The following is a 26044-nucleotide window of genomic DNA, read 5'->3' as shown; positions in this document are numbered from 1 at the left end:
GAGATACATATGTTCAAACCGTCAACGATCATTCTTTATGTTGAAGATGTCGAAAAAAGCACCGAATTCTACCAAAACTTTCTTGCTCGTGCTCCAGTGGAGCGATTTGAGGGATTTTCTGTCTTTGCGCTTACAGATGACTTTTCATTAGGCTTGCAAGACCGGTATTCCATTGACCCACAGCCAACAATGCATAATGGCGGAACGGAAATCAGCATGAGCTATGCAACGAATACAGAGGTGGATGACCTCTACCGCCAATGTTGTCACGATAATACCACAATTGCTTTGCCACCCACAAAACTTGAATTTGGTTACACTTTCGTAGCCCTTGACCCGGATGGCCATCGGCTTCGTGTATGCGCGACCGACACCACCAATGTGAAATAAATGAAAATAATTATTGCAAAACAATAATTATTTATTGTATTAAAGTCTTCCTCAACAGGAGACAACATATGATGAATACATCCCCTTCAACGGCGTCAATCAAATGGTCACTCAGACTGATTGACGCCATTCTATTCTTTTACCTGCTCTTTTTAGTTGGCTACTGGCTTTTGACGCCGCTAAACCAGATAGCGCTGGACTGGTTTCCACAGTCCATAATTGCATTCGGAGATGCCCAACCCGTTGTCATTAAAGGCAATGAAAGCCTGGTGCGCATGATTGGCTTTTGTATTGGCTTTATCATGGCGTTGCCGATCTTCTTTGGATTATCGCAACTGCGGAAAATGTTCCAACTCTACGCGCAAGGGCAGCTATTTACCTTGAAACATTGCGACATCGTCAAAAACATTTCATGGTGCTTTATTGTTTACGGGTTGCTGATACTATTGCAGGATTCCGTCATGAGTATCGGATTGACAATCCTTAACCCTGCGGGTGAACGTATCATGTCTTTGGGTTTCGGCTCTTCATCCATTTTCGCTATTTTGATAGGTGTGGTGCTGCTTCCGCTTTCCCACGTTATGAAAGTGGCCTATCAAATGGCTGAAGAGCAGGAGTTTATAGTTTAAATGCCGATTATTGTCAGATTAGACGTCGTCATGGCGCAAAACAAAATGCGATCGAACGAATTGGCAAAAACGATCGGAATCACTGAGGCTAACCTTTCGCTTTTAAAATCAGGAAAGGTCAAAGCTATCCGCTTTTCAACGTTAGAAGCCATTTGTAAAGCGCTTGACTGCCAACCCGGGGATTTGCTGGAATACCAGCCAGAATAGAAAGAAACCGGAATCATTCTGATTCCGGTTTCTTTCCTATTGATAGATATTAGAAAAGCGGTTTAATTTTTTCCGCCCTTACGTCCGGCTTCCGAGGCACGTTGGCGATCGTTAGCGAAATTGCCCTTGCCCGATTTCTGCCCGCTGCCTGCGGACATAGAGTGGTCGCCGCTTTTGGATCCAGTTGTTTTCCCATTGTTCTGAGTGGCCATGTTTTTTCTCCTTTGTTGGTTAACTGGCTTGTGCCAGTGGAAGAAAAACGACCTCCCCGAATAGTGGTTCCAACAAATGTTAAAAATTATGCAATATGGTGTTCAGCCTGCTGCAAAATTGGGCAGGATAGCGTTTTTAAGAGATCCGCAAACATTTTAAAATCTTCGCCCCGTCTGCTGCGTCTGCGCCAAAACAACCTGATATCACGACAGGGTGAGGGTGCACTAAAGGCAATGATGTCGATATTATCGTGGCGGCCTTCTGTACTTACAGCAATCTGCGGTAAAACCGTCGTGCCGATACCGTTGGCGACCAGTTGCATCAATGTTGTCAAGGAAGAGGCTGTAATATCATGGCGATACTGTTTTGTATGGCAGGCTTGCAGCGTTTGATCGCGCAGGCAATGCCCCTCCTCCAAGAGCAACAAACGCTGCGTGTCAATATCATGTTGATCGACAGTTCCGTAATGTGCGCGTGCATCGCCTTTTGGCACAGCAAGATAAAAGGCGTCCTGAAATAAGGCTTCCGACACAAACTCATCGGCTGACACCGGCGCAGCCGCAACCACCGCGTCCAGAACACCACTTCTTAAAAGCTCGGCCAAACGGTCTGTTTTTGCTTCCTGTATCTCAAGCGACAAAGCCGGATAGGCTTGACGCACTGCAGGAAGAACAACAGGCAATAGATAAGGAGCAAGTGTCGGGATAATGCCGAGCTTCAAAGGATAGCTCAACGGAGCGTCATAAGCCGTTACGATATCTCCCAACGCGCCCATACGCTCCAGTATATCGTTTATATGGGGAAGAAAATTTCGCCCCAACGGCGTTAGAATAATGCGTTTTGACGTTCTCTCAAACAGAGGTGCCCCGGCGGTTTTTTCCATCTCGCTAATTTGAACCGACAGTGCCGGTTGTGAAATACCCAATTTATCAGAGGCTTCACCAAAATGGCCTACATTCGCGAGCACTTGAAAATAGCGGAGTTGTCTGACGGTAAACATGATAGGTTTTTCTTATCGCATATAAAATAAAATGCAATTGGATATTATATTCAAGCCGAGCTATTCATAAATTGTTCCGTGAGGAAACAGGCTGGCCGCCTTGCCGGAAGGTTGGTCTGCCATCAATCGAGATTGGGGGCTCATCAATTCAGCATTTTGCACGATAGGTTCTATCGGATTGTGCCTAGACGAATTGATGGGCGCTCAATCTGGAAATAAAACCAAGAATTCTATTTTTGATCATAATCGGAATGTTTACCACCGAAAATGATCTGTGGAAGCCGAAGTGTCCCCGCAATTTCGGCTTCCAACCTTGGTTTGTTTTTCTATCCGATCGCTATTAGACTTCCCGCATAACCAAAACAGGCACTTTCGCCTTTAAAATAATCGATTGACTGACAGAGCCGAAAAATAATTTTCGCAGCTTGGAATGGCTGAAAGCGCCCATAACCAACATATCGATGTTTTGATCGACCACTTCCTCTTGCAACATTTGCTCGGGATTTTTGTCAGTTGTATAGGATAACACATCAAACCCGGCTGATCGCAGTTTCGCAATCGAACGTTCAAAGCTTCCCTGTGTTTCCTTTGAAACCCTGCCTGCCATTGCAACAATACATGTCGCATCAGAAAAAAGATGATGGCCGCAAATATAATCGATAGCGCGCTGGATAAGGAGGCCGCCATCAAAGGCTATCATCACTCTGCGTATCGGTCTTAATATTTGCGAGGCGACAAGAATAGGTTTTTCTGACGAGCGCACTACGCTTTCGAAATTCGTTCCGAGGCGTTTCACGTCCGCAGATGTGTCTTCTCCACGTTTGCCCATAATGATAATGGAAGATTTTGCCGCATAAACGTCGAGTGCATCGAGCAATGTGTCGTGCCGCAGACGCGTTTCAACTTCAACAACACCATGTCGTTCCATATAACCTTTGGCTTCATCCAGTATCATCTGGCCAAGCTTTTGTGCCAATCGCGCTTTGGCCAAATCGATATCTTTCAGTTCCTTTATCAATTCGCTACGCATCGCAACATTGATGCCCGCTTCTGCGTCTTCAGGAAGAACGATCTGATCTTCCGACTTGTCCAACACATGCAGAAGGCATACCGGTGCATCCATTGCCTTTGCCGCCCAAACCGCCAACTCGCACACGGTTTTTCCATAGATGGATGAGTCAATAAGGGCTAATACGGGTTTTTTCATATCGTGCTCCCGAATGCGCCATATGCGCTAAATCAGACGCTATGCCTTATAACGGGCGCAGTCAATGCAGCCCGACGCCGCACCCACACCAACACATACTGTCATCGTATTTTGCATGAAAACCGACGCATGCCGACGGCGTGTGTATGGAGTTCAGCCTATAACCTCGTGCCCTTCAGCGGATTACCAAAACGGGTATGGGTGCTTTTGCAATAATTTCGCGTGTCGTTGAACCAACGATCCAACGGCGCAACGTCGAATGACCAAAAGCACCCATGATAAGCAGCTCAAAATCTTTTGCCATCAAATAGTCGGTAATTGCATCTGAAGCTTTGCCGTTGACCAATTTTGCGGTTGCATTTCTACCGCAAAGCCGCAACGCCTCTGCCACCCGCTCTGTTTGTGCCCGATGAGCCGCATTGTCTTCACCCACCATAAGTATCGTATATAGAGCATCTTTGAATATGTCCGCTTGCTTTACATACGCAACTATATTGTCCGCATTCTGCGAACCATCATAAGCGATAAGTATATTATTGATGGGTTTTACTTCGCGAGAGGCAATGAGAACCGGCTTGTTGTTCTGTTGCAGCACCTCCTCAAAATGGCGTCCCAGCGAGGTTTGCTTCGCTTCACTATATGTGCCGCGTTTTCCAAGAATGATAATATCAGCGCTGGTGACGTTGTCCTGCAATGCATCGAGCAATGTACCATGTTGCAAAAGGGGTGTTACGTTCATCACGTCATGATCGTGCAACTTCTGCACGGTTCGAGACAATAGAGAACGTGCATTCGCCAGTTCATTCCGCGCAGTATTTTCGTCTTGCCGGCTCAGTTCGTCCAGAAGGGTGCTGCGCGCACCGAGACCGATTGCTCCGCTCAAATCCTGCGGAACAGAAACAGCATTTCTTTCCAAGACATGTAAAAGCGTCACTTGGATGGACGTCTGTCGAGAAAGCGAAATAAGCAATGCGCAGACACTTGATGAATAGGCTGAATCATCGACCAATGCGAGGACAGTTTTCATAGGAATGCCTTTCAATGGTTGGATAATTTATCGAGTGCATCAGGCTTTTCATGCAGAGCCAGACGATCAACAATAGTTTCGCTGGCTTCGTTCAATCCGATGACTTCAACATCCGCACCTTCACGCCGAAATTTCAATACGATCATATCCAGCGCTGCCACGCTTGAGACATCCCAAATATGCGCCGCACTGACATCAATGACTACCTTATCCAATACTTCACGAAAATCGAAACTTTTATTGAAGGCTTCAACCGAAGCAAAAAATAGCTGCCCCTCAACCCTATAACGACGGCAGTTGCCATCTGGCGACAATGTTGATGTCACACGAAAAAGCTGGGCTATCTTCCAAGCAAAGAAAAATGCCGAGAGCAGCACGCCGGCTAGAACTCCAATAGCAAGATTATGTGTTGCAACCACACAGGCAACAACCACAAGCATTACCAGTGATGAGGATTTGGGATGTGTTCCAAGGTTTTTAATCGATGACCAGGAAAACGTACCGATTGAAACCATAATCATGATAGCAACAAGCGCCGCCATGGGGATTTTACTGACCCAATCATTCAATGCCAGCATCAAGACGAGCAGGACACAACCTGCCATAAAAGTCGAAAGGCGACCGCGACCACCGGACTTTATATTTATCATTGATTGCCCGATCATCGCACAGCCGGCCATGCCACCGAAAAAACCTGTTATGGAATTTGCAATTCCCTGACCAATACATTCACGGTTTTTATTGCTGTTTGTATCTGTCAGATCGTCAATCAATGTTGCCGTCATGAGCGATTCCAAAAGGCCTACCGCCGCAACTGCTATCGAATAGGGGAAAATTATCTTCAACGTTTCAAACGTCAACGGCACGTGCGGGATAAAAAACTCCGGTAGACGATTGGGCAGTTCCCCCATATCGCCCACTGTGCGTAGCCCTAAATTGAAGTAGATGGCAACAGGCGTTAAAACCAATATACAGATGAGAGGAGAAGGGACCGCACGAGTAATAAAAGGAAACAGATAGATAATGGCCAGTCCCGCCGCCACCATAGCATAAGTGAGCAAGGGTACGTTCGCACCTGTCAATTCCGGCAATTGCGCCATGAAGATCAAAATCGCCAAAGCATTGACAAAGCCCGTCATAACCGACCGGGATACGAACCGCATCAAAGCGCCAACCTTGATCATGCCGAGGATCATCTGCAAGATACCGGCCAATATGGTTGCAGCCAGCAAATAGTCCAAACCATGCTCGCGGACCAACGTACCCATCAAGACAGCGGTCGCTGCCGTTGCTGCAGAAATCATTCCCGTACGCCCACCGGCAAAGGAAATTACAATGGCAATCAAAACGGAAGCGTAAAGCCCAACTTTTGGATCCACACCGGCTATAATTGAAAAACCGATTGCTTCAGGGATCAATGCAAGTGCCACGACGATACCTGATAGAATATCGCCACGTATATTGCCAAACCACTCCTGGCGGAGCGTTGCAAAATTCAAAGTTTTCAAGTTAGATTCTTTCTATCGGGATACAGAACAACAGAATTGAAGATGTTTGTTATTTCATGTGTTTGGTTGCCGGGGGATAGGCGCCCGGAAGAGCCACCTGCATGAACAGGTCCGATGACAAAGCTTTTTAGCCACAAACCAATGCAGATTTCAACCCGCTTTTTCCTCGATCAGATGAAAGTGAAATTGATTTTAATGCGACACGAGATTGAAAGAACGAAAATTGGAGTACCGTTATAACTTTTTCTTATTAAAAATAGAAAAAATTAAAATTAGAAATTATCTAAACTTGCTCTATCTTACATTAAGTGCAACAATTTGTACGTGCAACAACAAATAGACGCAACTATGGAGAACGTCATGACAGAGCGGGTAACTTTAACAACCACCGCCGGCGCCCCGGTACCAGATAATCAGAACACCATCACAGCTGGACCACGCGGACCGGTTTTGCTGCAAGACTATCAGCTTCTGGAAAAGCTTGCACATCAAAATCGCGAACGTATTCCAGAACGAACCGTACATGCAAAAGGCTGGGGTGCCCATGGCGTTCTAACCATCACCGGTGATATATCGCGCTATACGAAAGCAGCGATTTTCCAACCCGGCATAAAGACACCGATGCTGGCACGGTTTTCAACCGTGGCAGGTGAGATGGGCGCCGCAGACGCTGAGCGTGACGTGCGCGGTTTCGCGTTGAAATTCTATACACCTGAAGGCAATTGGGACTTGGTCGGCAACAACACGCCGGTGTTTTTTGTCCGTGATCCTTATAAATTTCCGGATTTCATCCACACACAGAAGCGTCATCCACGGACGCATATGCGTTCCAACACAGCGATGTGGGACTTCTGGTCGCTTTCGCCCGAAAGCCTGCATCAGGTAACAATTTTGATGTCCGACCGCGGGCTCCCTGTCGATCCGATGCATATGAATGGCTACGGTTCACACACTTATTCCCTTTGGAATGATGCAGGTGAGCGTTTCTGGGTCAAGTTCCACTTCAAAACAATGCAGGGGCATAAGCATTTTACCAATGCCGAAGCAACTGAAGTCGTTGGAAAATCGCGTGAGAGCTATCAAGAAGCGCTGTTTGGTACGATCGAGAATAAGCAGTTTCCACGTTGGAAGGTGCAAATCCAGATTATGCCGGAAGCCGATGCAGAAAAGACATCTTACAATCCGTTTGACCTAACCAAAGTTTGGCCGCATGCAGACTATCCTCCGATTGATATTGGCATCATGGAACTGAACCGAAATGCGGATGACTATTTTGCCGAAATCGAGCAAGCTGCTTTCTCGCCATCAAACATTATTCCCGGCATCAGCTATTCGCCCGATAAAATGTTGCAGGCTCGTTTATTTTCCTATGCCGATGCCCATCGTCATCGGCTAGGTACACATTATGAACAGATTCCGGTCAACAAACCGCAATGTCCAGTTCATCATTATCATCGCGATGGCCAGATGAATACATATGGCGGTATCGCTACCAGTAATCCTGATGCGTATTACGAGCCAAACTCCTTTAATGGACCGGTTGAAGATCATACAGCCCAAGAACCTGCACTGAAAATATCAGGTGACGCAGCACGTTATGATCATCGTGAGGGTAATGACGACTATGGGCAGGTTACCGCCCTGTTCAATCTTTTCAGTCAGGATGAGAAGAATCGTCTGTTCTCTAACGTTGCAGATGCAATGGCAGGAGTTCCCGAGTTCATTATTGAACGCCAACTTGGCCATTTCGAGAAAGTTCACCCAGATTATGCCGCCGGCGTGCGTGCGGCTATAAATCTTAAAAACGCCTAGAGGCGCAAAGCGGGCTTTAGGGCCCGCTTTTTCTTCTTCCATAGATTCCAATACCTGTTTTATTGCTATTTTCTCCATGCCATCAGACCGGCGAAAAGCGCTCAAACCACATGAATATGATCAAACAAATAAATATGCTGCTACCAACGGCTTTCTTTGCAGCATAATGTATTCACCTGCTTTTTTCTGTGACACAAATTTACAGGATAAAACACGAAGACATGTGAATCATAGCAGCGAGCTGACCAGCATCGCCAAGGCATGGATCTATGTTAAGGTTACAACCTACACAGGCGAAAGATAAAAGCAGGCGCGACCTTATGCTGCGCCGATGCGCAACAGATCATGAAAGTGGACGATACCTACCGGGCGAGAATTTTCCACAACCAATAATGCACCGATTTTGTGATCATTGATAAATGCTGTCGCAGCACCAGCCATCATATCCGGACCTACTGTCTTAGGATTTTTTGTCATAACTTCATCAACCGTCATACCGGATAGGTCACGGCTTATATTGCGCGCCAAATCACCATCCGTGATAATGCCAATAAGGTTTCCATTCTCTGCGACGACAGCGACGCAGCCAAAATGCTTTTCGACCAGAACACGCATAGCGTCAGCCATGTTTGTGCCGCTCGCCACAATCGGAACACTTTCGCCATGATGCATGATATCGCGGATGTATTTCAGACTGGCACCTAAAGAGCCGCCCGGATGATAAACTTTGAAATCACTTGCGGTGAAACCACGCATTTCCAAAAGAGCAACAGCCAGAGCATCCCCCATTGCCAATTGCATAGCAGTGGATGTCGTGGGGGCAAGACCATGCGGGCAAGCCTCTTCAACTTTCGGTAAGAGTAGCAATATGTTCGCTGCACTGCCCAATGAGGACTGCGCACCTGAAGTCAAGGCGATTAATGGAATACGAAAACGCGCAGCGTGATTGAGAATCCCGCCAAGTTCGGCCGTTTCACCTGACCAAGACAATGCCAAGATGACATCATCTGTACCGATCATGCCAAGATCGCCATGATTGGCTTCTGCTGCATGGACGAAGAACGCAGATGTTCCGGTAGAGGCCAGTGTTGCGGCAATTTTCGTGCCGATATGGCCGCTTTTACCAAGCCCTGTGACAATGACGCGGCCTTTGGCTTGCAGTATTTGATCAACGGCCTGAGAGAATGGCTCTGCCAGATTGCTTTCAAGTGCCGAGACAAGTGCCGACATACCGTCTATCTCGATGGACACGGTGCGAAGCGCCGAGGAAACGGCTTTATCCATTGAAGAATTTATGTTGCTAAGCGTTTTCATGACCCGAATTGATAAATCAAATCGGGTCATAGGTCTATATCAGTTTTGTACTTTCACCGTTTGTAAAAGCTTGGCCAAAGGTGCAGCAACCTTGTCATGCATATCCGCACGCGAAAGAGCAAAAGCCACATTGGCTTCAATGAAGCCGGTTTTTGAGCCACAATCGAAAGTCTGCCCCTCGAAACGGAAGCCATAAAACTTCTGTTGATCGGCCAATCGAAGCATACCGTCGGTTAACTGTATTTCGTTGCCCGCGCCTTTTTCCTGACGCGCCAGAATATCGAATATTTCTGGCTGAAGAATGTAGCGACCGTTAATGTAAAGATTGGAAGGTGCAGTGCCTTTTGCGGGTTTTTCAACCATCTGGGTGATTTCAAAACCATGCGCGACATCACTGCCTTTGCCAACAATACCATATTTATGGGCCTCTTCGGGATCACATTCCTGAACAGCAATAATGTTGCCGCCATTTGTCGCCTCATAAAGGCGCACCATCTCGGCCAAACAGCCCTTACGGGATTGCATCACCATATCCGGCAATAGAAGTGCGAAAGGCTCATCGCCTACAAGCTCGCGCGCGCACCATACCGCATGGCCAAGTCCCATTGGCTGCTGCTGTCTTGTAAAGGATGTCGAGCCCGGTTGTGGCTGCAAATCCTGCAGGTGCTCTAATTCTTCCTTTTTTCCACGCTCAGCCAATGTCGTATAAAGCTCGACTTGGGCGTCGAAATAATCTTCAATGACTGCTTTATTGCGCCCTGTCACAAAGATCAGATGCTCAATACCTGCCTCACGGGCTTCATCGACGACATATTGGATGACCGGCTTATCTACGACAGTCAGCATTTCCTTTGGTACTGTCTTGGTCGCGGGAAGAAAACGGGTTCCAAGCCCCGCTACGGGAAATACTGCTTTCCGGATTTTACGCAAGTCCACTCTCCTGATGTTGCTCGTATTGTTTATATAGCGTTACAATCTGCTTTAACATCCTGCTGCGTCAAAATGTGACGAATAGACTTAATTTTTCATCATCTTTTTTCGCAAAATGCAATCTTGTGTGAATGCAATAGAAAAGCTGCCATAAATCGTAAATATATAGAAAATGCACTTAGTTTTCCGGAAAAATACCGACATCCTGTGAAATGCAACGAATTCATAACCATATAGGGAACATATTCATCGGGTAAATCTTTGAACAAGCAAGGATGCGGAGATCGTGAATGGAAAGACAATTGAAGCAAGCAACAGATAATAAGCATATGCCTATATCAAGACGCTTTGCCTTGTTGGGTACGGCCAGCCTATTCTTTTCGTCGTCGCTCTTTTCCAGTTCCCTTGCTTATGCGGATAGCGGGTTCACGCGTTGGATTGCACAATTCCGCAAAACAGCGTTGAATGCCGGTATCTCGGGCACCACTTTTGACAAAGCCTTCAAAGGCGTCAATGCACCAGACCCTGAAGTGTTGCAAAAGGCCGCCTATCAACCGGAGTTCACTGACCCAACCTGGAATTATTTTGATAACCGCGTGCAAGAAAACGCTATCGCCACAGGACGGGCACATGCTAAAAAATGGGGTAAATGGCTAGCGGCCATAGAGAAGCGTTTCGGTGTTGACCGTAATGTGCTTCTTGCAATCTGGTCGATGGAATCGAATTACGGCGAAGCCATGAAACGCGATGATGTCATGCGTGATGCCATCCGCTCTCTGGCGACACTCGCATATGGCGATAAGCGACGGGCGAAATACGCCCAAAGGCAGCTAATTGCAGCGATGAAAATACTGCAAACGGGTGATATTGATCGTTCACACCTTACCGGTTCTTGGGCGGGTGCGCTTGGACACACTCAGTTTATTCCAACAAGCTATCTGGCTTATGCGGTCGATATGGACGGCGATGGACGGCGTGATATCTGGACATCGGTACCAGACGCCTTGGCAACTGCAGCCAATCTTTTACAAAAAAATGGCTGGCAGACTGGCCGGACATGGGGTTACGAAGTGGTGCTGCCAGCAAGTGGGAAATTCCCTGCCGGTTCGCTTTCCCTCTCAGAGTGGTCGAAGTTGGGACTTCGCCGCGCCAATGGCAAACCTTTTACTTACCCCTCCGATAAAGCGACTTTGAAACTGCCCGACGGAAGGCAGGGGCCGGCTTTCTTGGTGACCAAGAATTTCTTCGTTATCAAACGTTACAATAACGCCGACCGGTATGCGTTCGCTGTTGGGTTGCTTGCCGACCGAATAGCCGGTTATCCCGGCTTGGTGCAAGACTGGAGCAGGCCTTTTACGCCTATTACCATGCAGGAACGCCAAGAACTTCAATCGCATTTGATGGAGCTAGGCTATTATAACGGTAAGATTGATGGTAAGATTGGCGAAGCCTCTAAAACAGCCATTGAAGCCTTTCAGAAGCGTAATGGGTTGCAACCTGACGGACACCCCAGCCGCGAGGTTCTCTCCATCCTGAGAGGTCGTTGAATTCGGAGTCCTTTGGATTATGCCTAAAGCCGTTCGGCTCATTATATTGGCTCTGCCGATCTTTGCTCTGGTTGCATTACAACCGGAGGCAGGAGAAGCGCGCAATCTTTTCGACATCCTTTTCGGACGAAAACAAGTCGAGCCGCCCCCCCCTCCTGTCCCCAAAAAACGTGTCATTAAGAAGAAACCAAAAGTTGCTGCACAGCCAAAGAGCAATCCTAAAGCCGCCGATGCAAAACGTGTGTTGGTGCTAGGAGATTTCGTCGGCAGTGCCGTTGTTGACGGTTTGAACCAAATTTATGCCAATAATACCGATGTCGTTATCACAAGCGCAACCAATGGCTCGTCAGGATTGGTGCGGACCGACTTCTATAATTGGCAAACAAGTCTCGCCAAAATAGTGGCGAAAGAAAAACCTGATATCGTTATTGTTTCATTAGGCGCCAATGATAACCAGATCATGAAAATCGGCGAAGCGTCCTATAGTTTGGATCAAAAAGAATGGAATGACAACTATCGCCAACGTGTTGCGAGCTTCGCAACGGCTTTGAAAGATACCGGCAAACCATGGATATGGATGGGTCAACCATCCTTTAAAGACGAGGATCTAAGCCGAACCATGGTTGGCTTGAACAGTATCTTCAAGCAGGCTTCAGAAACCGCGGGCGGGCGTTTTGTCGATGTATGGGACGGTTTTGTGGATGACCAAGGAAATTTTGCCCTTTCAGGCTATGATGTAAACGGTCAAACCGCACGTTTGCGCGCAAATGATGGGGTTAATTTCACGACTGCCGGTAAAAGAAAGCTCGCCTTCTATCTTGAAAAACCACTTGAGGCCGTTTTCAATTTGCAAGGTACAGAGAGCCCTGAAACGATCGCTGCTGACCCCAATGGCCCGGTCATTTCCATGTTACCGCGTGATGTCGACAGGATTGCACCCATTAGTTTCTACGATATGGCGCGTCAAAACAACGGATTGCTTGGAGACCTGAAAGATCCGGCAAATCCCGAGACAGTTGAAACTTGGACGCCGAAAAACCGTGAACATGCCGGTCGTGCAGACAATTTCTCAGCGGTACAATAATGGTAAAACGCGATAAAACTATAGTGGAATGCACATCGCCAACTTGTTATGCGGCAGAGGTCGATCCCGAATATATGGGTTTAGAGCGCCCTGCCGAAACTTTATCTGCTAAAAAGCGTCGGCGCACAGAAGATAGTCAAACCGTTGAACAAGCTTGCTGCAGGAAACATCGCTAACGTTCAGCGAATGCATACTTAAGCTTTGACATTCCTTTAGTGTCATCGGCCTATTCGGCGGCTTCTTCAATTTTATCCATGTCATCATCCGAAAGGCCGAAATGGTGGCCAATTTCATGAATAAGCACATGATTGATGATATCGCCTAATGCTTCGTCATTTTCAGCCCAATAATCCAATATTGGTCGACGATACAAGGATATGCGGTTGGCCTGATCGCCCGTTTCCATCGAAAATCGTTCGCCAATGCCGGTTCCCTCAAACAGTCCAAGCAGCTCGAATGGGGACTCTAGCCCCATATCATCCATCACTTGGTCATCCGGAAAGTCTTCAATCTGAATGATGAGATCCGCGCATAAAGCGCGAAACTTATCCGGCAGATGAGCAAAAGCGTCGCGCGCAAGCGATTCAACCTCGTCTAACGAGGGCGAAAGGCGAGTTGCCCAGTCACGACTTTGATCGGGTCTCGCCATCTATTTCATCCGTTTCATCGGTTCTGTTCGTTTTCTTTTCTGCACACCGCAGTGGTGGTTCCATCCAATGATCTGATTTTCAGAACTGACGAGATACCGCGAATGGGCTAATGACTGCATTATGCCCAAGGGTGTTCTTTAGCGTTTTCCTGTTCAAACGCATCGATCGTGGATGATTTTTCCATGGTTAGCCCGATATCGTCTAAGCCATTCAACAGACAGTGACGACGAAATTCATCAAGGTCGAATTTCAGCGTTCCACCATCCGGACCGGAAATTTCCATATTCTCAAGATCAATTGTCAACGTGGCATTGGCACCACGCTCAGCATCATCCATCAACTTCTCTAAATCTTCCGGGCTTACTTTTATGGGCAAGATACCGTTTTTAAAGCAGTTATTATAGAAAATATCGGCAAACGACGTTGATATGACACAGCGAATGCCAAAATCTGCCAAGGCCCACGGCGCATGTTCACGCGAAGACCCGCAGCCAAAATTATCACCTGCAACGATAATTTTCGCATGCCGATAGGCTGGCTTATTCAGGATAAAATCCGGATTTTCCGATCCATCATCAAGATAGCGCATATCGGCAAAAAGACCTTTGCCCAAGCCTGTGCGCTTGATCGTTTTGAGATAATTCTTCGGAATGATCATGTCCGTATCAATATTGACGACCGGCATGGGGGCAGCGACCCCCGTCAACTTTGTAAACTTTTCCATTTATTTCAATCCGAATTCATTGGTTTTGTGCTTTGTCTTACTACCGTGTTGAACAGGTGTCAAAAGCCCGCACGGTTTTTTGCTTGTGGCGTGTTCATAAATATAAGAAACTGGTGTGCGGGAATGCAATAGGAGCCATGATGCAAACCGAAAAACAGAAAATGATTGCGGGAGCGCTTTATCATGCCGGTGATGATGAACTGGTGCGTGATCGTGCAAAAGCGTTTGCATGGATGAACGACCTTAATGCTGCTTTCGCTGCGGATATGCAAACGCGACGTGCTCTACTTCTGAAAGGTTTGGGCTCCCTTGGTGAAAATGTCGATGTTCGATCGCCATTCTATTGTGACTATGGCTACAATATTGAATTGGGCGATAATGTCTTTATCAATTTCAACTGCACCATTCTTGACGGTTGCAAGGTCATAATCGGAGCCGATACGGAAATCGGCCCGAATGTACAAATCCTGACCGCAACGCACCCGAATGACCCCGCCTTGCGCGCGCAAAAGCTTGAATTCAGCAAACCTATTTCCATTGGCAAAACGGTTTGGATTGGCGGTGGTGCGATCATACTTCCCGGAGTGACGATCGGTGATGGTGCCGTGGTAGGAGCGGGCTCGGTTGTTACAAAGGATGTTCCAGCGGGTGCTATCGTTGTTGGCAATCCGGCACGTTTATTGCGATATCAAACAATGGAAGCTCATTCATGATCCTTTATCGTTTTCTTACCGGCCCCGATGATGCCACTTTCTGTCACAAGGTGACAGCCGCTCTGAACAAAGGCTGGCAGTTGCATGGAAGCCCCAGTTACAGCTTCAATATAAAAGAGGGAAAAATGCAATGTGGCCAAGCGGTGACGAAGACAATCGTCGGAGGTGAATACCACCCCGACCTAAAACTCTCGGAGCAGTAACCGATATCAATCTGTCTCGACGACAATGCGCTTTATGCTTGCGCAAAATCCTATACTCTTTCGATCTGTTATAGGCTGACAGCCGTGCGTGTGGCTTGGTCATAATGCCCGGAAAGAGTATGGATGAATGAGGCAATATTACTGATATTCTGTTCATCCCACTTCATATCGTGCAGTGGTTTTATCAATATCTGTTCTCTCACCTTGAAATATCTTTGGCAGGCTTCGGCGCCTTTTTCCGTTATGCCGAGAATCTTTTCCTTACCGCGACGGCTGGTTTTTATAAGACCGAGTCCCTCAAGCTTTTTAGAAGCGTAGGAAATAATATGCGTATCTTCGATATTGAACAGCAACGCCAACTCGGCCATCGACTTCTCGCGACCACGGTGGTTGACGGTGTGTAAAATTTGAACGTCAATCGCCTGCAGTCCGCTTACGCCCGCCGCGTTCATGCAATGTACCATCCAGCGGTAGAAACCATTATGATAGACAGTCAACGCATATTCCAATTCTGACAAAGCAGGAATAGCCCCTTCCGCCAAATGGGCAGAAGAAACAACGGGCCCGATCGTTTTCATATAAACCTCCCTTATCGACAATTTGTAGATGTTTTATCGATGTATTGTTGACGAATTGCGCGTTTTATGTTTGTACTCTTATTCAGAGCAGAGGTAAATATAGCCGTTTTGGGGAAAACCTGCCGTGTTACAGAAAGTAGCATTGTTACTGATACATTGGGTTTAAAGTGGTTATTGACGAACTGAGCAGGATGAAACCTGTGAACGGTCGTCGAGAATCCAACAAATCGGCACTGAGGAGATGCACGATCAATGGTAAAAGCGAAACAATCGCTGGGGAGCAACAAACAATCCAATCGACTGCTTTGTGTTGAAGGCCTCGATGTTTCCTTTGGAAATACCCATGCCGTTAAAGGTATCGACCTGCAGGTTGACGCTGGCCGAACTTTGGCCATTGTCGGAGAGTCTGGTTCAGGAAAGTCGGTCAGTGCTCTATCCATCCTCGGCCTGATGGGGGCCGCAGGTGGTACCGTCAATGCGGGTAAGATTTTATTCAATTCGTCCAATGGCACTCATGATTTGTTGCAACTTTCCCAAAAACAGTTGCGCAAAATCCGTGGCAATGAAATCGCCATGATTTTTCAGGAACCTATGACATCGCTCGATCCGGTTTTCACTATTGCCGACCAGATCGGCGAAGTGTTGATGCTGCATCAAGGTTTGAGTAAAAAAGAGGCCTATAGCGAGGCAAAAGGACTACTCGAACGGGTACGGCTACCGGATGCACAGGAGATGTTGACCCGCTACCCTCATCAATTATCGGGCGGTATGCGCCAACGTGTAATGATTGCCATGGCGCTTGCCTGTCGGCCTTCGCTTTTGATTGCCGATGAGCCGACAACAGCACTTGATGTAACGATTCAGGCTCAGATTTTGACGCTGATCCGCGACTTGCAGCAAGAAACCGGAATGGGAATTCTTTTCATCACCCACGACATGGGTGTGGTTGCCGAGATTGCCGACGATGTTGTCGTCATGCTCAAGGGAGAAAAGGTCGAAGACGGATCGGTTGAGACAATTTTTTCCAATCCGAAGACCCCTTACACAAAAGCACTTCTAGCGGCTGTCCCCAAGTTGGGAAGTATGCGCGGCATGACCGTTCCACAACCGATGCCGATCCTTGATGCAAGCGAGGGAAGTATTCTGAAAGTGGCTGAGGAAGTGGTAAAGAGCACAGCCCGCTACGACGAACCACCGTTGATATCAGTCGACAATTTGTCTGTCCGCTTCGACTTGAAAGGTGGATTGTTAGGGCGGGTTGTCGGCAGTGTCCACGCCGTCGAAAATGTCAGCTTTCCGATCTTCGCTGGTGAAACAGTCGCTCTTGTCGGCGAGTCCGGCTCAGGTAAATCCACAATAGGCCGCACAATTCAGCAATTACAGGCGATATCGGAAGGTGATATTGTCTTTGCCGGACAATCCTATAGCAAAATGTCCCGCCGCGAACGTTTAGCGCTGCGCCGGCGGGTCCAATATGTGTTTCAAGACCCCTTTGCCTCACTTGATCCGCGAAAAACGGTAGGTTTTTCCATTGCGGAGCCGATCCGCACCCATGGCTTAATGCACGGCCAGAAAGAAATCGACGCGCGCGTTGCATCATTGCTTGAGCGTGTCGGTTTGCCAGCCGCCTATGCAGATCGCTATCCCCACGAATTCTCCGGTGGTCAGCGTCAACGTATCTGTATTGCGCGGGCATTATCAGTCAAACCGGAACTGATTATTGCCGATGAAGCGTTATCAGCGCTTGATGTATCGGTGCAAGCCCAGATCATCAATCTATTGATGGAATTGCAGCAGAGTGAAAATCTGGCATTTCTTTTCATCAGCCACGATATGGCTGTGGTGGAGCGGATGAGCCACCGCGTTGCGGTGCTCTATCTTGGACAGATCGTCGAAATCGGAACACGCCAACAGATTTTTGAAAATCCTCAACATCCTTACACGAAGCGCTTGTTGGACGCAGTGCCGATCGCCGACCCATTACAAAGGCGCGATGTGGCGATTGAAACATCACAACCGATCAGCCGCATCCGTCGAAAGGGTGTAGAGCCACGCCATCTGATTTACACCGAGCTCGAACCGGGCCACCTTATCGGTCGCACAATCAATGAAATCGCACAAACAGAAAAAGCCATTCAGGCTTAAGGAGGGGTATTATGAAAAAATCATTCTATACACTTTTAGCAACGACCGTTGCCCTCGGCGCTGCAACACTTGTCACGACATCTTCTTTTGCGGCAGGAAAACTTACGGTGTCTTCTCCGCAGGATCCGGGCAGCCTCGATCCTGTTGATACGTTTCTGGTCAATTGGGCATCAATCGGCACCAATATTTTTGACGGTCTGACATGGCGCGGACCGGACATGAAGCTACAGCCCGGACTAGCAACCTCTTGGGAAGAATTTGACAACGGGCTTCGTATTCGCTTCCATCTACGCAAAGGTGTTAAATTCCACGATGGCGAGGATTTCAATGCCAAGTCTGTGCAGTTCACTTTCGAAAGACTGCTTGGAGAAATTGGCGCCAAAGGCCCGCAACAGTCAAACTATAATTCTATCGACAAGGTGGAAGTGATTGATGATTACACGGTTGATTTCCATTTAAAAGCCCATGATCCGGTTTTGCTCACCAAGCTTGCCGGTTACGGCGCAATGATTGTGCCGCCGCAATATATCAAGGAAAAAGGCGAAGAAAATTTTAACATGCATCCGGTCGGCACCGGTGCCTTTAAAGTTGTCGATTATAAACCGCGTATCAGCGTGTCGATGGAGGCAAATACAGCTTACTGGGCCGGCGCACCAAAAGTGTCGGAACTGGAATATCGTTTCATCAGCGAGCCTGCTACTGCGGTTGCTGAACTGCAATCTGGCCGCGTCGACATCGTCATTCCACCAACGATTCCGATTGGTATGATCGATACGATAAAAAATAATCCTAAACTTGAATTAAAAACAGCCACAAGTCCGACCGTGGTTGCATTGCGATTTAATACACGAGATGGCATCACCAAAGATATCAGGGTGCGAAAAGCGTTGATCATGGCCGTCGATCGCGACGCAATCATCGAGTCCATTCTGGCAGGGCAAGCAGACGCCATTAGCAGTTTCCAGAGCGCTCTGTCTTTCGGCAACGACCCCGAATTGAAGCCCTATCCGTATGATCCAGAAAAAGCCCAGGCGTTGTTGAAAGAAGCTGGCGTCAAGAATGGTGCACAGGTCCAGATCGACGTGCGAGGAAATGACGCGACATTTGGCGAGGTTGCACAGGCCGTTGCAGCCTATCTGCAAATGGTTGGAGTTAACGCATCGATCAAACCTTACGAAACAAATGTTCTTCTTAACGACATCATTCCTGCTGGAAAAACGGGCACAATGTTTCAACAATCATGGGGCGGATGGACGTTTGATTATGACAATACAGCCATTGCCATGTATCGGACCGGAGAAAAGTGGAATCCCTATAGTAGCGATCCCGAACTCGACAAAATGCTGCTCGCACAGCGTTCAATAGTCGACAAAGTTGAGCGTGAAAAGGCATTGCAAGCCATAGCGCGTTACACTGTCGAGCAGGCTTACGAGATGGAGCTCTATAATGCGAAAGCGCTTTACGGCGTGAACAAACGTGTCAAAAACTTTGATCCCGCACCGGACAATCGCTTGCGTTTGAACGATGTAGAAATCATCGAATAGGTCAAAGCAATGGCAATATTTCTGATAAAAAGGTTGCTCCAGTCGATATTCGTTTTTCTGGTCGTTACACTTCTGGTGGCATGGGCGATCCGATTGACGGGCGATCCTGCATTGATGCTGTCTCAAGGTGCAGGAAGCGTTACAGAAGCTGATCTGGTACGTATCCGTGAGGCACTTGGGCTTAACCAGCCGTTTTTTGTGCAGTATTTTGCCTTCCTTAAAGGCCTGGTTACTTTTGACCTCGGAAATAGTTTCGTCGGCGGAACACCGGTATCACTTCTCATCAAGCAGGCTTTGCCTTCGACTTTAGGTCTTGCAATCACTTCGATGATCGTGTCGATTGTTTTGTCAGTGCCGTTCGGTATCATGGCGGCTGTACACAAAGGCAAAATGGCCGACCAGATTATCCGTATTGTGTCGCTTGTGGGGCTTTCTGTACCCAATTTCTGGCTTGGCACCATGTTAATGTTGCTCTTTTCAATCTTCCTGCAATGGCTGCCGCCAAGTGGCCTTTCCGGCCCCACAAGCTACATTCTGCCATCTTTGACTATGGGGATTATCCTGACGGCCACCAATATCCGCCTTGTACGTACCACGATGTTGGAAGTATTGCGGTCGCAATACATCATGGTAACACGCGCCAAAGGTTTAAGCGAAACCAAAGTGCTTTATAAACATGCATTGCGCAATTGCTCCATACCTTTGATTACCTATATCGGATTGCAATTTGGAGGGCTTCTTGGCGGGATCGTCGTCATTGAAAAAGTATTCAGCTGGCCAGGACTCGGCACCATGGCTTTCGATGCGGTATCGGCGCGCGATTACCCCTCATTGCAAGCCGTTATTGCCATACTCGCCTTGTCCATCATTCTCATCAATCTGTTGATTGACATTGCCTATGGTCTTGTTGATCCGCGTATAAGGGTGAAATAAGTCATGGAAAATGTGGTTCGCTCAAATCGCTTTGCAGCACTGCGCTCGCTAGAGTTTATTTTAGGTATTGTGCTTATTGGCGGCATCATTCTTGCGGTTGTTTTTGCCTGTTTATTTATGCAGGATCAGGCGGGAAAACTGAACCTGACAAGCCGTCTGTTTGCCCCTTTTGAACAGGCCAAACACATATTGGGCACTGACGCCATCGGGCGCGACGTACTTGCCCGCGTTCTCGTCGGCGGGTCGATATCGTTACAGATCGGTTTTTATTCGGTCATAGCATCATTGGCGCTGGGTGTCTTTTTTGGGCTTATTGCAGGATATTATCGCGGATTTTGCGATATGTTTGTCATGCGGTTTGCCGATGTACAATTAGCCCTGCCCTTCATATTGCTGGCGATTACATTCATGGCGATCATTGGCGGCGGCTTTTGGCAGACAATCATCCTTTTGGTTGTTTCGCAGTGGGTGCAGTATGCACGGCTCGTGCGCGGCTCGGTTCTTGCTCTCAATGATCAGGAATTCATCCTTTCAGCGCGCGCTATCGGCGTTTCAAATGTAAGGATTATCCTCCATCATATATTACCGAATTTACTTGGTCCGGTTATTGTTTTGATGACTTTGAATGTGGCCAATAATATCCTTCTGGAAAGCAGCCTCACATTCCTCGGTATGGGGGTTGATCTCAAAACGGCAAGCTGGGGCGGAATGCTTGCCGATGGGCGCACCTACCTACAAACAGCTTGGTGGATCAGTGTATTTCCCGGTCTGGCAATTCTCCTGACGGTATTGGGATTAAATCTTCTCGGTGACTGGCTCCGCGATATTCTCGACCCGCGTGGAAGGACACGCTGATGCGCCATGTTTTGCAGAAAGCCTATGCCCGCAGTCTCGATGAATGGTGTGCAACCATTGAGCAGCACTATGACCGCTCGCAATCGATTGCTCTGTGGTTGTTTGACGACGAAAAAAGCCGGAAAAAAGCGCAGGAAACAATGCGTGACAAAGGATTTGACGTTACGTTTCTCAGTGCGATCAAACCTCTTGTGCAGTTTTTTCGTGAGCAATGTGACATTGGCACTCTATCTCAAGTGAAGGTCAAATATCCAGTACACCCCGATGCCGTTGAAAATCGCTTTCGATTGGAAGCCTATCCCTTAACGGCACTCTTGGACGGTATTGCATTGGATTTTGAGGCTGGCCGAAACAATTTGGATTATGAGATAGAGCTGCACGAGAAAGATGGCAGCATCAGCCACCATACAGTGTTTTGCCCCAACAAGATCATCAAAGATTGGGGCGGCCAAACCGCTCTAACGCCATGCGGTTGGTTGCGTGTGATTGATAAGGGATTAGTGAAGGAAGACAGGGCTATCCAAACCGAGTTCGAACAGATGTTTCAAGATGGTATGCAGGCAATTACCGCTCTGCCGCTCCCAGATCATCTGCCTTACTTTGAAGAACTGCGCATTGAAGCTTATCTGCCGCAGTGCGAAGTACCGCTTGGCTACGGCCACGAGGTCGTAAGCTTTCAAGAAATGCTGCATGAAGAATTCTATTTTTCATTGCTTGAATACTTTCAAAGCGTCAGCGATCTTCCCTCCGGCGATAGAAGCATCCAGCCCGGCCAAATTGCGCCATTCATCAAAAAATCAACGGACGGCGAGTGTCACATAACAATCGCGTTGCACGGTTTGGATAGGCGGCCCGCCAACATCGTTTCATCGCAATGTTCTGACACAATAGGCCCGCTAGACCAAGCCTTTATCAGTGCAACATTGGCTTCAATTGGCGGCATAAGGTTGGAAGCACAAAGTCGCTGTGGCCGCGACGTTGAAGCACGTTATATAAAAGGCAGCAACCATGCCGTTGTCATCAGTGGCTGCCAACATGGCAATGAAACGACCGGTACCGCCGGGGCCTTGTCAGCAGCAAATACTCTCCTTAAAAAGGACGATGCGCATTTTGTCATTTCACCGTTGGAAAACCCTGATGGGAATGCCCTTTATCTGCGTTTGCTTGCAGATAATCCTCACCATATGCACCATGCGGCCCGTTACACAGCCTATGGCAATGATTTACAGAATACCCCTGACAGCGCTCCAGCAGAACGCGCCATTCGCATAAAAGCCAAAGACATCTCCTCAGCTGCGCTTCACGTCAATTTGCACGGCTATCCATGCCATGAATGGATAAGACCGTTGTCAGGCTATATTCCGCGAAATTTTGCGTTATGGACATTACCGAAAGGTTTTTTTGTTGTCTTTCGGTTTAAACAGGGTTGGGAAGATGCATCCCGCGAACTGGCGCACGAAGTGACGCAAGCATTGAATAGTGTCGATGGCGCCGCCGCTTTGAACGAAGAGCAGGTTGCGCTTTATCGTAAACATGCTGGCGAACTCGATTTTGAAATTATCAACGGTATACCTTGCAGCTTTACATGCTATCCCAACGCAGATTTTTGTGTGGAATTGATCACCGAACATCCCGATGAAACGATCTATGACGGGGATTTCCGTTTGGGACAAGAGCTTCAAAAAATCACAGTAGTTTCAGCCTACACGGCTTGGCAGAGTATCTACGGTAAAAAATTGCAAAAAGACGTCATTGTTTGATGACGTGAGCGCAAGCCGAAGACAAGCTTTGGTTTCATGACAGAGGATTCTGTTAAATTATTGACATTCCACTGTCATTTATCCGCGTTAAACGATTGGGAAGTACTTTCATACAATTGTTAAAGCGGTGAAAAAATTGGTAGCGTACGCAAAACTACAAGAAACCTTTATTGATTCAAGCGTGAAAATGCGCGAATGCGCGATCGGTCAACAATGCGAAATATTGGCGCATACGAAATTAGAATACAGCCAACTAGGAGATTTTTCTTACATTGGTGAATATTGCAATGTAGCGGATGCCGAAATAGGAAAATTTACTGCAATTGCCAATCAGGTGCGCATTGGTGCGCCCAACCATCCGATGCAGCGCCTATCGCAACACCGTTTTACCTATTGCCCGGAATATTATGACACGGAAGCTGAACGTGACCATGCTTTCTTTTCAAAGCGTCGACAAGCGAAAGTCTTCATCGGCAATGATGTGTGGATAGGGCATGGCGTTACCGTTTTGCCGGGTGTAACGGTTGGCGACGGAGCCGTTTTGGCAGCAGGCGCCGTCGTTACGAAATCTGTTGCCCCTTATACGATTGTCGGGGGCGTGCCCGCAAAATTGATCCGTCAGCGTTTTCCCTTAGGGATAGCAGACAATCTGCAAAAAATTGCATGGTGGGATTGGCCGTTAAAAAAGCTTATGGACAATATCACGGATTTCCAATCAGAAGATATGGACGCATTCTGTAGCAAATGGGGTTAGGCACACCGCATTTTCGCCGTTATGGTTTATAACGCGCCGTCATATTTTATATGCAAGCGGTCACTGGACAAAGAATTGCCCAGTGACGGTTTTGGTAAAAATCAGAACGTACCTCTTACGCCGACGCCAAACGAACGCGGCATTGTCATGCTGGCTTCAATGCCACCAAGCCCGCGATTCATCTGCTTGTAGGTCGGCACTTTTTCATCAAAGACATTTTTGACAAAACCGTAAAGCTGGAATGCTTCGGTAAAGTCATAACTCATCCGCAGGTCCGATATGGTATATGCATCAATGACAAATGATGGTGTATTGGCTACATCCGAATAATATTTATCCAAATGCCTTACATCACCAGAAATGCTGAACTTGTCGGTCACGTCCCAGTTTAAACCTGCCGTGAACATATAGCCCGGTGACTTCGCGAATTCATTTCCTTCATAGGCGACATTGCTTGCAATCTCTTCAATCTCTGTCCGTAAGATACCGGCGCTTGTTTTCAGCAAAAGATTGTACAATATCTCATAATCCAATCCGAGTTCGAGGCCGTAGGAGTGCGCCTTTTCAGCATTGATAGTATAGGATTGGGCAACACCGGGTGATATGACAACCGGAATATTATACTGGTTATTTTTGAAATCCATGTAGAAGATGTTGCTGTTGAGCGTCAGCTTGTTATCAAGAAATGAAGCGCGGGTGAAAAGCTCATAATTCCATACCGTTTCTTCCTCGAACTTCATCCAACTGCGCGAATTCAGATTGAGAGAAACACCACCCGGATTATATCCGCGGCTGACCAATGCGCCAACCGTCCAGTCCGGATTGATAGCATATGCCAGAGAGACTTTCGGCAGAAATGCTGAAAAGGTTTCGTCATAATCAAGAGGTGTCGGTGCAAGTGCGGATTTACCGACGCGCTGAACCTGATCTTGCTGGTAGCGCAAACCACCTGTGAGCGTCCAAAGCTCTGTCAGCCGATAGCTCATCTCACCGAAAATGCCGAAATTACGCTTGGTGTCATCGAATTCGGTCGTGCCCGATAAAAGCAGCAATTCGTCGGACTTTGTGTTGTTGTAAAATAGACCCGTAACGCCGCTGATTATATCTTCCTGTGTTCCGAATGTCATGCGGGTTTCATTAGAGATATTATTCTGCGTAACATCCGAATAGCCACTATTGGGCGTACCGGTATTACGCGTAATATTGAAATGCGAATATTGCACCGTATTGTAAAGTTTGCTGCCATTGTCAAACTCGTAGCTGACATCCAATATTCCAGTATCGGTATTCTGCTTCCATGATGGCATGGCGTTGCTGGTATGTTCAAGTTTATCAAACGGCATGGAAGCCGCTTCCTGCGTTGGTCGATTGCTGTCGGTGCGCGAATAGGTCAACTTTGCTTCCAACTCCGGTATTTCAGCCGGTTGCCACAGAAGCTTGCCGCGGGCGTTCAGATAACGCAGATTCTGGTTGGTGCCCTGATCAAGAAAATTGGGATTGACGTAATCAATAAACGTATCACGCGCCGAATAGTCCAAAGTGATACGGCCCGCCAATTCATTTTTGTAAATTGGGCCAGACGCCATCAACGATGTTCGTTTCTGGCTATAATTTCCAATTTCTGCCTGGTAGGCTGCTTCCGGCGTAAATGTCGGATCCTTCGTGTTGATGATGACAGCGCCGGCTATGGCATTGGCACCCTGAGATGTCGTCTGCGGGCCTTTGAAAACTTCAATACTCTTGACGTCCCAGATACCGGTACCACCAAAGAAAAGCTCGTAGTAATTGGCATAATGGCCATCAATGTTCATAGAAGCGCGGGGTACCGTACCACCCCAGAATACATTCTGACCATTGTTTGGCCCTTGTGTATCTTGCCCACGGATGATTGGAGCGGAAACAGTATCGGTATAGATGACATTGGGTGTCCCGTTAATCACCTCGTGAACCGAGGAGTCACCCGTATTCCAAGTCCGGATATCTTCATCGGAAATCACCGTCACGGACGAGGCTGTATTGCGGATATCGCGGTTAATCTTTTCCCCAGTAATGATAACCGGTGCCAAAACATTCTGTGCCGTTTTATTATCGTTTGAATCCTGAGCCTTCAATGGTGAAAGCCCCATTGTGACTAGCGTAAAAATACTCGCGCCAGCCATAAGTCCCCAATGATGATGTCGTTTCATGATCCCTCTCACTAAACATGACAAATTAAATCAAGTTATTCATTAGTGAGTCTTTTTAGATTCTGCAATATGAAATTAATATCTTTATGCAGAATATTTAGCCAAACAAGTTTATGCCATGCGGAATCTTG

The 26044-nt window shown here is 47.5% G+C and carries 24 protein-coding genes, 1 pseudogene and 1 other annotated feature; of the genes and pseudogenes, 14 read left to right on the top strand and 11 right to left on the bottom strand.

Annotated features, from left to right (window positions below; translation table 11 throughout):
- Positions 1-9: 9 nt before the first annotated feature.
- From ACYSNS_RS10800 to ACYSNS_RS10790, 3 genes are all read left to right on the top strand, one after another.
- Positions 10-390, top strand: coding sequence for a VOC family protein (locus ACYSNS_RS10800; RefSeq protein ID WP_461723166.1), 381 nt, complete (start codon positions 10-12; stop codon positions 388-390).
- A 68-nt stretch (positions 391-458) separates the two neighbouring features.
- Positions 459-1019 (top strand): DUF2975 domain-containing protein, encoded by a 561-nt coding sequence (locus ACYSNS_RS10795; RefSeq protein WP_461723165.1) that lies wholly within the window; start codon positions 459-461, stop codon positions 1017-1019.
- Complete coding sequence (locus ACYSNS_RS10790; protein WP_461723164.1) at positions 1020-1226, top strand: helix-turn-helix domain-containing protein; 207 nt, start codon at positions 1020-1022, stop codon at positions 1224-1226.
- A 62-nt stretch (positions 1227-1288) separates the two neighbouring features.
- Here ACYSNS_RS10790 and ACYSNS_RS10785 read toward each other — a convergent pair whose 3' ends face one another.
- The 5 genes from ACYSNS_RS10785 to ACYSNS_RS10765 all read right to left on the bottom strand — a co-directional run bounded on the left by ACYSNS_RS10785 (position 1289) and on the right by ACYSNS_RS10765 (position 6181).
- The gene (locus ACYSNS_RS10785) at positions 1289-1438 is read right to left on the bottom strand and encodes a KGG domain-containing protein (protein ID WP_461723163.1); all 150 of its coding nucleotides are present in this window, start codon (positions 1436-1438) and stop codon (positions 1289-1291) included.
- Between the two features lie 86 nt (positions 1439-1524).
- Complete coding sequence (locus ACYSNS_RS10780) at positions 1525-2439, bottom strand: hydrogen peroxide-inducible genes activator (RefSeq protein WP_461723162.1); 915 nt, start codon at positions 2437-2439, stop codon at positions 1525-1527.
- A gap of 340 nt (positions 2440-2779) precedes the next feature.
- Positions 2780-3646, bottom strand: a complete 867-nt coding sequence (locus tag ACYSNS_RS10775) for a universal stress protein (RefSeq protein ID WP_461723161.1) — start codon at positions 3644-3646, stop codon at positions 2780-2782.
- Between the two features lie 175 nt (positions 3647-3821).
- Positions 3822-4673: a universal stress protein gene (locus ACYSNS_RS10770; RefSeq protein WP_461723160.1), complete on the bottom strand. Its 852-nt coding sequence runs from the start codon at positions 4671-4673 to the stop codon at positions 3822-3824.
- A gap of 11 nt (positions 4674-4684) precedes the next feature.
- Positions 4685-6181 (bottom strand): SulP family inorganic anion transporter, encoded by a 1497-nt coding sequence (locus tag ACYSNS_RS10765; RefSeq protein ID WP_461723159.1) that lies wholly within the window; start codon positions 6179-6181, stop codon positions 4685-4687.
- A 63-nt stretch (positions 6182-6244) separates the two neighbouring features.
- Positions 6245-6297 (bottom strand) — a sequence feature (sul1 is cis-regulatory element that is thought to sense ions involved in sulfur or methionine metabolism; They are found in Alphaproteobacteria).
- Between the two features lie 244 nt (positions 6298-6541).
- Here ACYSNS_RS10765 and ACYSNS_RS10760 point away from each other — a divergent pair.
- Positions 6542-7993, top strand: coding sequence for a catalase (locus tag ACYSNS_RS10760; protein ID WP_461723158.1), 1452 nt, complete (start codon positions 6542-6544; stop codon positions 7991-7993).
- 318 nt (positions 7994-8311) lie between these two features.
- On the opposite strand, the gene ACYSNS_RS10755 is transcribed toward ACYSNS_RS10760, so the two are convergent.
- Together ACYSNS_RS10755 and galU are read right to left on the bottom strand one after the other, a co-directional pair.
- Positions 8312-9277, bottom strand: a complete 966-nt coding sequence (locus ACYSNS_RS10755; RefSeq protein WP_461723157.1) for a KpsF/GutQ family sugar-phosphate isomerase — start codon at positions 9275-9277, stop codon at positions 8312-8314.
- A 69-nt stretch (positions 9278-9346) separates the two neighbouring features.
- A complete protein-coding gene (gene galU / locus ACYSNS_RS10750) occupies positions 9347-10237 on the bottom strand; it encodes a UTP--glucose-1-phosphate uridylyltransferase GalU (RefSeq protein WP_461723156.1) in 891 nt (296 codons plus the stop codon).
- 404 nt (positions 10238-10641) lie between these two features.
- Between galU and ACYSNS_RS10745 the strand changes: the two are divergent.
- Positions 10642-11784: pseudogene (locus ACYSNS_RS10745) on the top strand (lytic murein transglycosylase); the annotation flags it as partial.
- Positions 11785-11803: 19 nt separating this feature from the next.
- Positions 11804-12868: an SGNH/GDSL hydrolase family protein gene (locus ACYSNS_RS10740; protein ID WP_461723155.1), complete on the top strand. Its 1065-nt coding sequence runs from the start codon at positions 11804-11806 to the stop codon at positions 12866-12868.
- Positions 12869-13094: 226 nt separating this feature from the next.
- Here the strand turns inward: ACYSNS_RS10740 and ACYSNS_RS10735 are convergent, their stop codons facing one another.
- On the bottom strand, positions 13095-13517 hold the full coding sequence (locus ACYSNS_RS10735) for a metallopeptidase family protein (protein ID WP_461723154.1): 423 nt from the start codon (positions 13515-13517) through the stop codon (positions 13095-13097).
- A gap of 119 nt (positions 13518-13636) precedes the next feature.
- Positions 13637-14242, bottom strand: coding sequence for a 3-isopropylmalate dehydratase small subunit (gene leuD / locus ACYSNS_RS10730; protein ID WP_461723153.1), 606 nt, complete (start codon positions 14240-14242; stop codon positions 13637-13639).
- Between the two features lie 137 nt (positions 14243-14379).
- On the opposite strand from leuD, the gene ACYSNS_RS10725 reads away from it, so the two are divergent.
- Together ACYSNS_RS10725 and ACYSNS_RS10720 are read left to right on the top strand one after the other, a co-directional pair.
- The gene (locus ACYSNS_RS10725; protein WP_461723152.1) at positions 14380-14955 is read left to right on the top strand and encodes a sugar O-acetyltransferase; all 576 of its coding nucleotides are present in this window, start codon (positions 14380-14382) and stop codon (positions 14953-14955) included.
- Positions 14952-15158 carry a DUF1737 domain-containing protein gene (locus ACYSNS_RS10720; RefSeq protein ID WP_461723151.1) on the top strand — a complete coding sequence of 69 codons (207 nt, stop codon included), beginning with the start codon at positions 14952-14954 and terminating at the stop codon, positions 15156-15158. Before ACYSNS_RS10725 ends, ACYSNS_RS10720 begins: the two co-directional genes overlap by 4 nt.
- 68 nt (positions 15159-15226) lie before the next feature.
- Here ACYSNS_RS10720 and ACYSNS_RS10715 read toward each other — a convergent pair whose 3' ends face one another.
- On the bottom strand, positions 15227-15736 hold the full coding sequence (locus tag ACYSNS_RS10715; RefSeq protein WP_461723150.1) for a winged helix DNA-binding protein: 510 nt from the start codon (positions 15734-15736) through the stop codon (positions 15227-15229).
- A 252-nt stretch (positions 15737-15988) separates the two neighbouring features.
- Here ACYSNS_RS10715 and ACYSNS_RS10710 point away from each other — a divergent pair, with 252 nt between their 5' ends.
- The 6 genes from ACYSNS_RS10710 to ACYSNS_RS10685 all read left to right on the top strand — a co-directional run bounded on the left by ACYSNS_RS10710 (position 15989) and on the right by ACYSNS_RS10685 (position 23727).
- Positions 15989-17881 (top strand): ABC transporter ATP-binding protein, encoded by a 1893-nt coding sequence (locus ACYSNS_RS10710; RefSeq protein WP_461723149.1) that lies wholly within the window; start codon positions 15989-15991, stop codon positions 17879-17881.
- 11 nt (positions 17882-17892) lie between these two features.
- A complete protein-coding gene (locus tag ACYSNS_RS10705) occupies positions 17893-19425 on the top strand; it encodes an ABC transporter substrate-binding protein (protein WP_461723148.1) in 1533 nt (510 codons plus the stop codon).
- A gap of 9 nt (positions 19426-19434) precedes the next feature.
- Positions 19435-20358 (top strand): ABC transporter permease, encoded by a 924-nt coding sequence (locus ACYSNS_RS10700; RefSeq protein WP_461723147.1) that lies wholly within the window; start codon positions 19435-19437, stop codon positions 20356-20358.
- A 3-nt stretch (positions 20359-20361) separates the two neighbouring features.
- Positions 20362-21213, top strand: a complete 852-nt coding sequence (locus ACYSNS_RS10695) for an ABC transporter permease (RefSeq protein WP_461723146.1) — start codon at positions 20362-20364, stop codon at positions 21211-21213.
- Positions 21213-22973: a M14 family metallopeptidase gene (locus tag ACYSNS_RS10690; RefSeq protein ID WP_461723145.1), complete on the top strand. Its 1761-nt coding sequence runs from the start codon at positions 21213-21215 to the stop codon at positions 22971-22973. The genes ACYSNS_RS10695 and ACYSNS_RS10690 overlap by 1 nt, the downstream gene beginning before the upstream one ends.
- Positions 22974-23160: 187 nt before the next feature.
- Positions 23161-23727 (top strand): DapH/DapD/GlmU-related protein, encoded by a 567-nt coding sequence (locus ACYSNS_RS10685; RefSeq protein WP_461723144.1) that lies wholly within the window; start codon positions 23161-23163, stop codon positions 23725-23727.
- Between the two features lie 101 nt (positions 23728-23828).
- Here the strand turns inward: ACYSNS_RS10685 and ACYSNS_RS10680 are convergent, their stop codons facing one another.
- The gene (locus ACYSNS_RS10680) at positions 23829-25853 is read right to left on the bottom strand and encodes a TonB-dependent receptor (RefSeq protein WP_461723241.1); all 2025 of its coding nucleotides are present in this window, start codon (positions 25851-25853) and stop codon (positions 23829-23831) included.
- Positions 25854-26044 lie beyond the last annotated feature (191 nt).

The sequence above is a fragment of the Bartonella sp. LJL80 genome (assembly GCF_054871565.1).
The sequence above is the reverse complement of the archived record's forward strand: the minus strand, read 5'-3'. Positions and strand labels throughout refer to the sequence as shown.

Coding starts and splice junctions, on each gene's coding strand:
- ACYSNS_RS10695 (WP_461723146.1), top strand. CDS start 20,362: ATGGAAAATGTGGTTCGCTCAAATCGCTTTGCAGCACTGCGCTCGCTA.
- ACYSNS_RS10725 (WP_461723152.1), top strand. CDS start 14,380: ATGATGCAAACCGAAAAACAGAAAATGATTGCGGGAGCGCTTTATCAT.
- ACYSNS_RS10770 (WP_461723160.1), bottom strand. CDS start 4,673: ATGAAAACTGTCCTCGCATTGGTCGATGATTCAGCCTATTCATCAAGT.
- ACYSNS_RS10705 (WP_461723148.1), top strand. CDS start 17,893: ATGAAAAAATCATTCTATACACTTTTAGCAACGACCGTTGCCCTCGGC.
- ACYSNS_RS10715 (WP_461723150.1), bottom strand. CDS start 15,736: ATGAAAACGATCGGGCCCGTTGTTTCTTCTGCCCATTTGGCGGAAGGG.
- ACYSNS_RS10680 (WP_461723241.1), bottom strand. CDS start 25,853: ATGGGGCTTTCACCATTGAAGGCTCAGGATTCAAACGATAATAAAACG.
- ACYSNS_RS10710 (WP_461723149.1), top strand. CDS start 15,989: ATGGTAAAAGCGAAACAATCGCTGGGGAGCAACAAACAATCCAATCGA.
- ACYSNS_RS10720 (WP_461723151.1), top strand. CDS start 14,952: ATGATCCTTTATCGTTTTCTTACCGGCCCCGATGATGCCACTTTCTGT.
- ACYSNS_RS10685 (WP_461723144.1), top strand. CDS start 23,161: ATGCGCGAATGCGCGATCGGTCAACAATGCGAAATATTGGCGCATACG.
- ACYSNS_RS10785 (WP_461723163.1), bottom strand. CDS start 1,438: ATGGCCACTCAGAACAATGGGAAAACAACTGGATCCAAAAGCGGCGAC.
- ACYSNS_RS10735 (WP_461723154.1), bottom strand. CDS start 13,517: ATGGCGAGACCCGATCAAAGTCGTGACTGGGCAACTCGCCTTTCGCCC.
- ACYSNS_RS10740 (WP_461723155.1), top strand. CDS start 11,804: ATGCCTAAAGCCGTTCGGCTCATTATATTGGCTCTGCCGATCTTTGCT.
- ACYSNS_RS10780 (WP_461723162.1), bottom strand. CDS start 2,439: ATGTTTACCGTCAGACAACTCCGCTATTTTCAAGTGCTCGCGAATGTA.
- ACYSNS_RS10755 (WP_461723157.1), bottom strand. CDS start 9,277: ATGGATAAAGCCGTTTCCTCGGCGCTTCGCACCGTGTCCATCGAGATA.
- leuD (WP_461723153.1), bottom strand. CDS start 14,242: ATGGAAAAGTTTACAAAGTTGACGGGGGTCGCTGCCCCCATGCCGGTC.
- ACYSNS_RS10795 (WP_461723165.1), top strand. CDS start 459: ATGATGAATACATCCCCTTCAACGGCGTCAATCAAATGGTCACTCAGA.
- ACYSNS_RS10790 (WP_461723164.1), top strand. CDS start 1,020: ATGCCGATTATTGTCAGATTAGACGTCGTCATGGCGCAAAACAAAATG.
- ACYSNS_RS10690 (WP_461723145.1), top strand. CDS start 21,213: ATGCGCCATGTTTTGCAGAAAGCCTATGCCCGCAGTCTCGATGAATGG.
- ACYSNS_RS10760 (WP_461723158.1), top strand. CDS start 6,542: ATGACAGAGCGGGTAACTTTAACAACCACCGCCGGCGCCCCGGTACCA.
- ACYSNS_RS10700 (WP_461723147.1), top strand. CDS start 19,435: ATGGCAATATTTCTGATAAAAAGGTTGCTCCAGTCGATATTCGTTTTT.
- ACYSNS_RS10775 (WP_461723161.1), bottom strand. CDS start 3,646: ATGAAAAAACCCGTATTAGCCCTTATTGACTCATCCATCTATGGAAAA.
- ACYSNS_RS10800 (WP_461723166.1), top strand. CDS start 10: ATGTTCAAACCGTCAACGATCATTCTTTATGTTGAAGATGTCGAAAAA.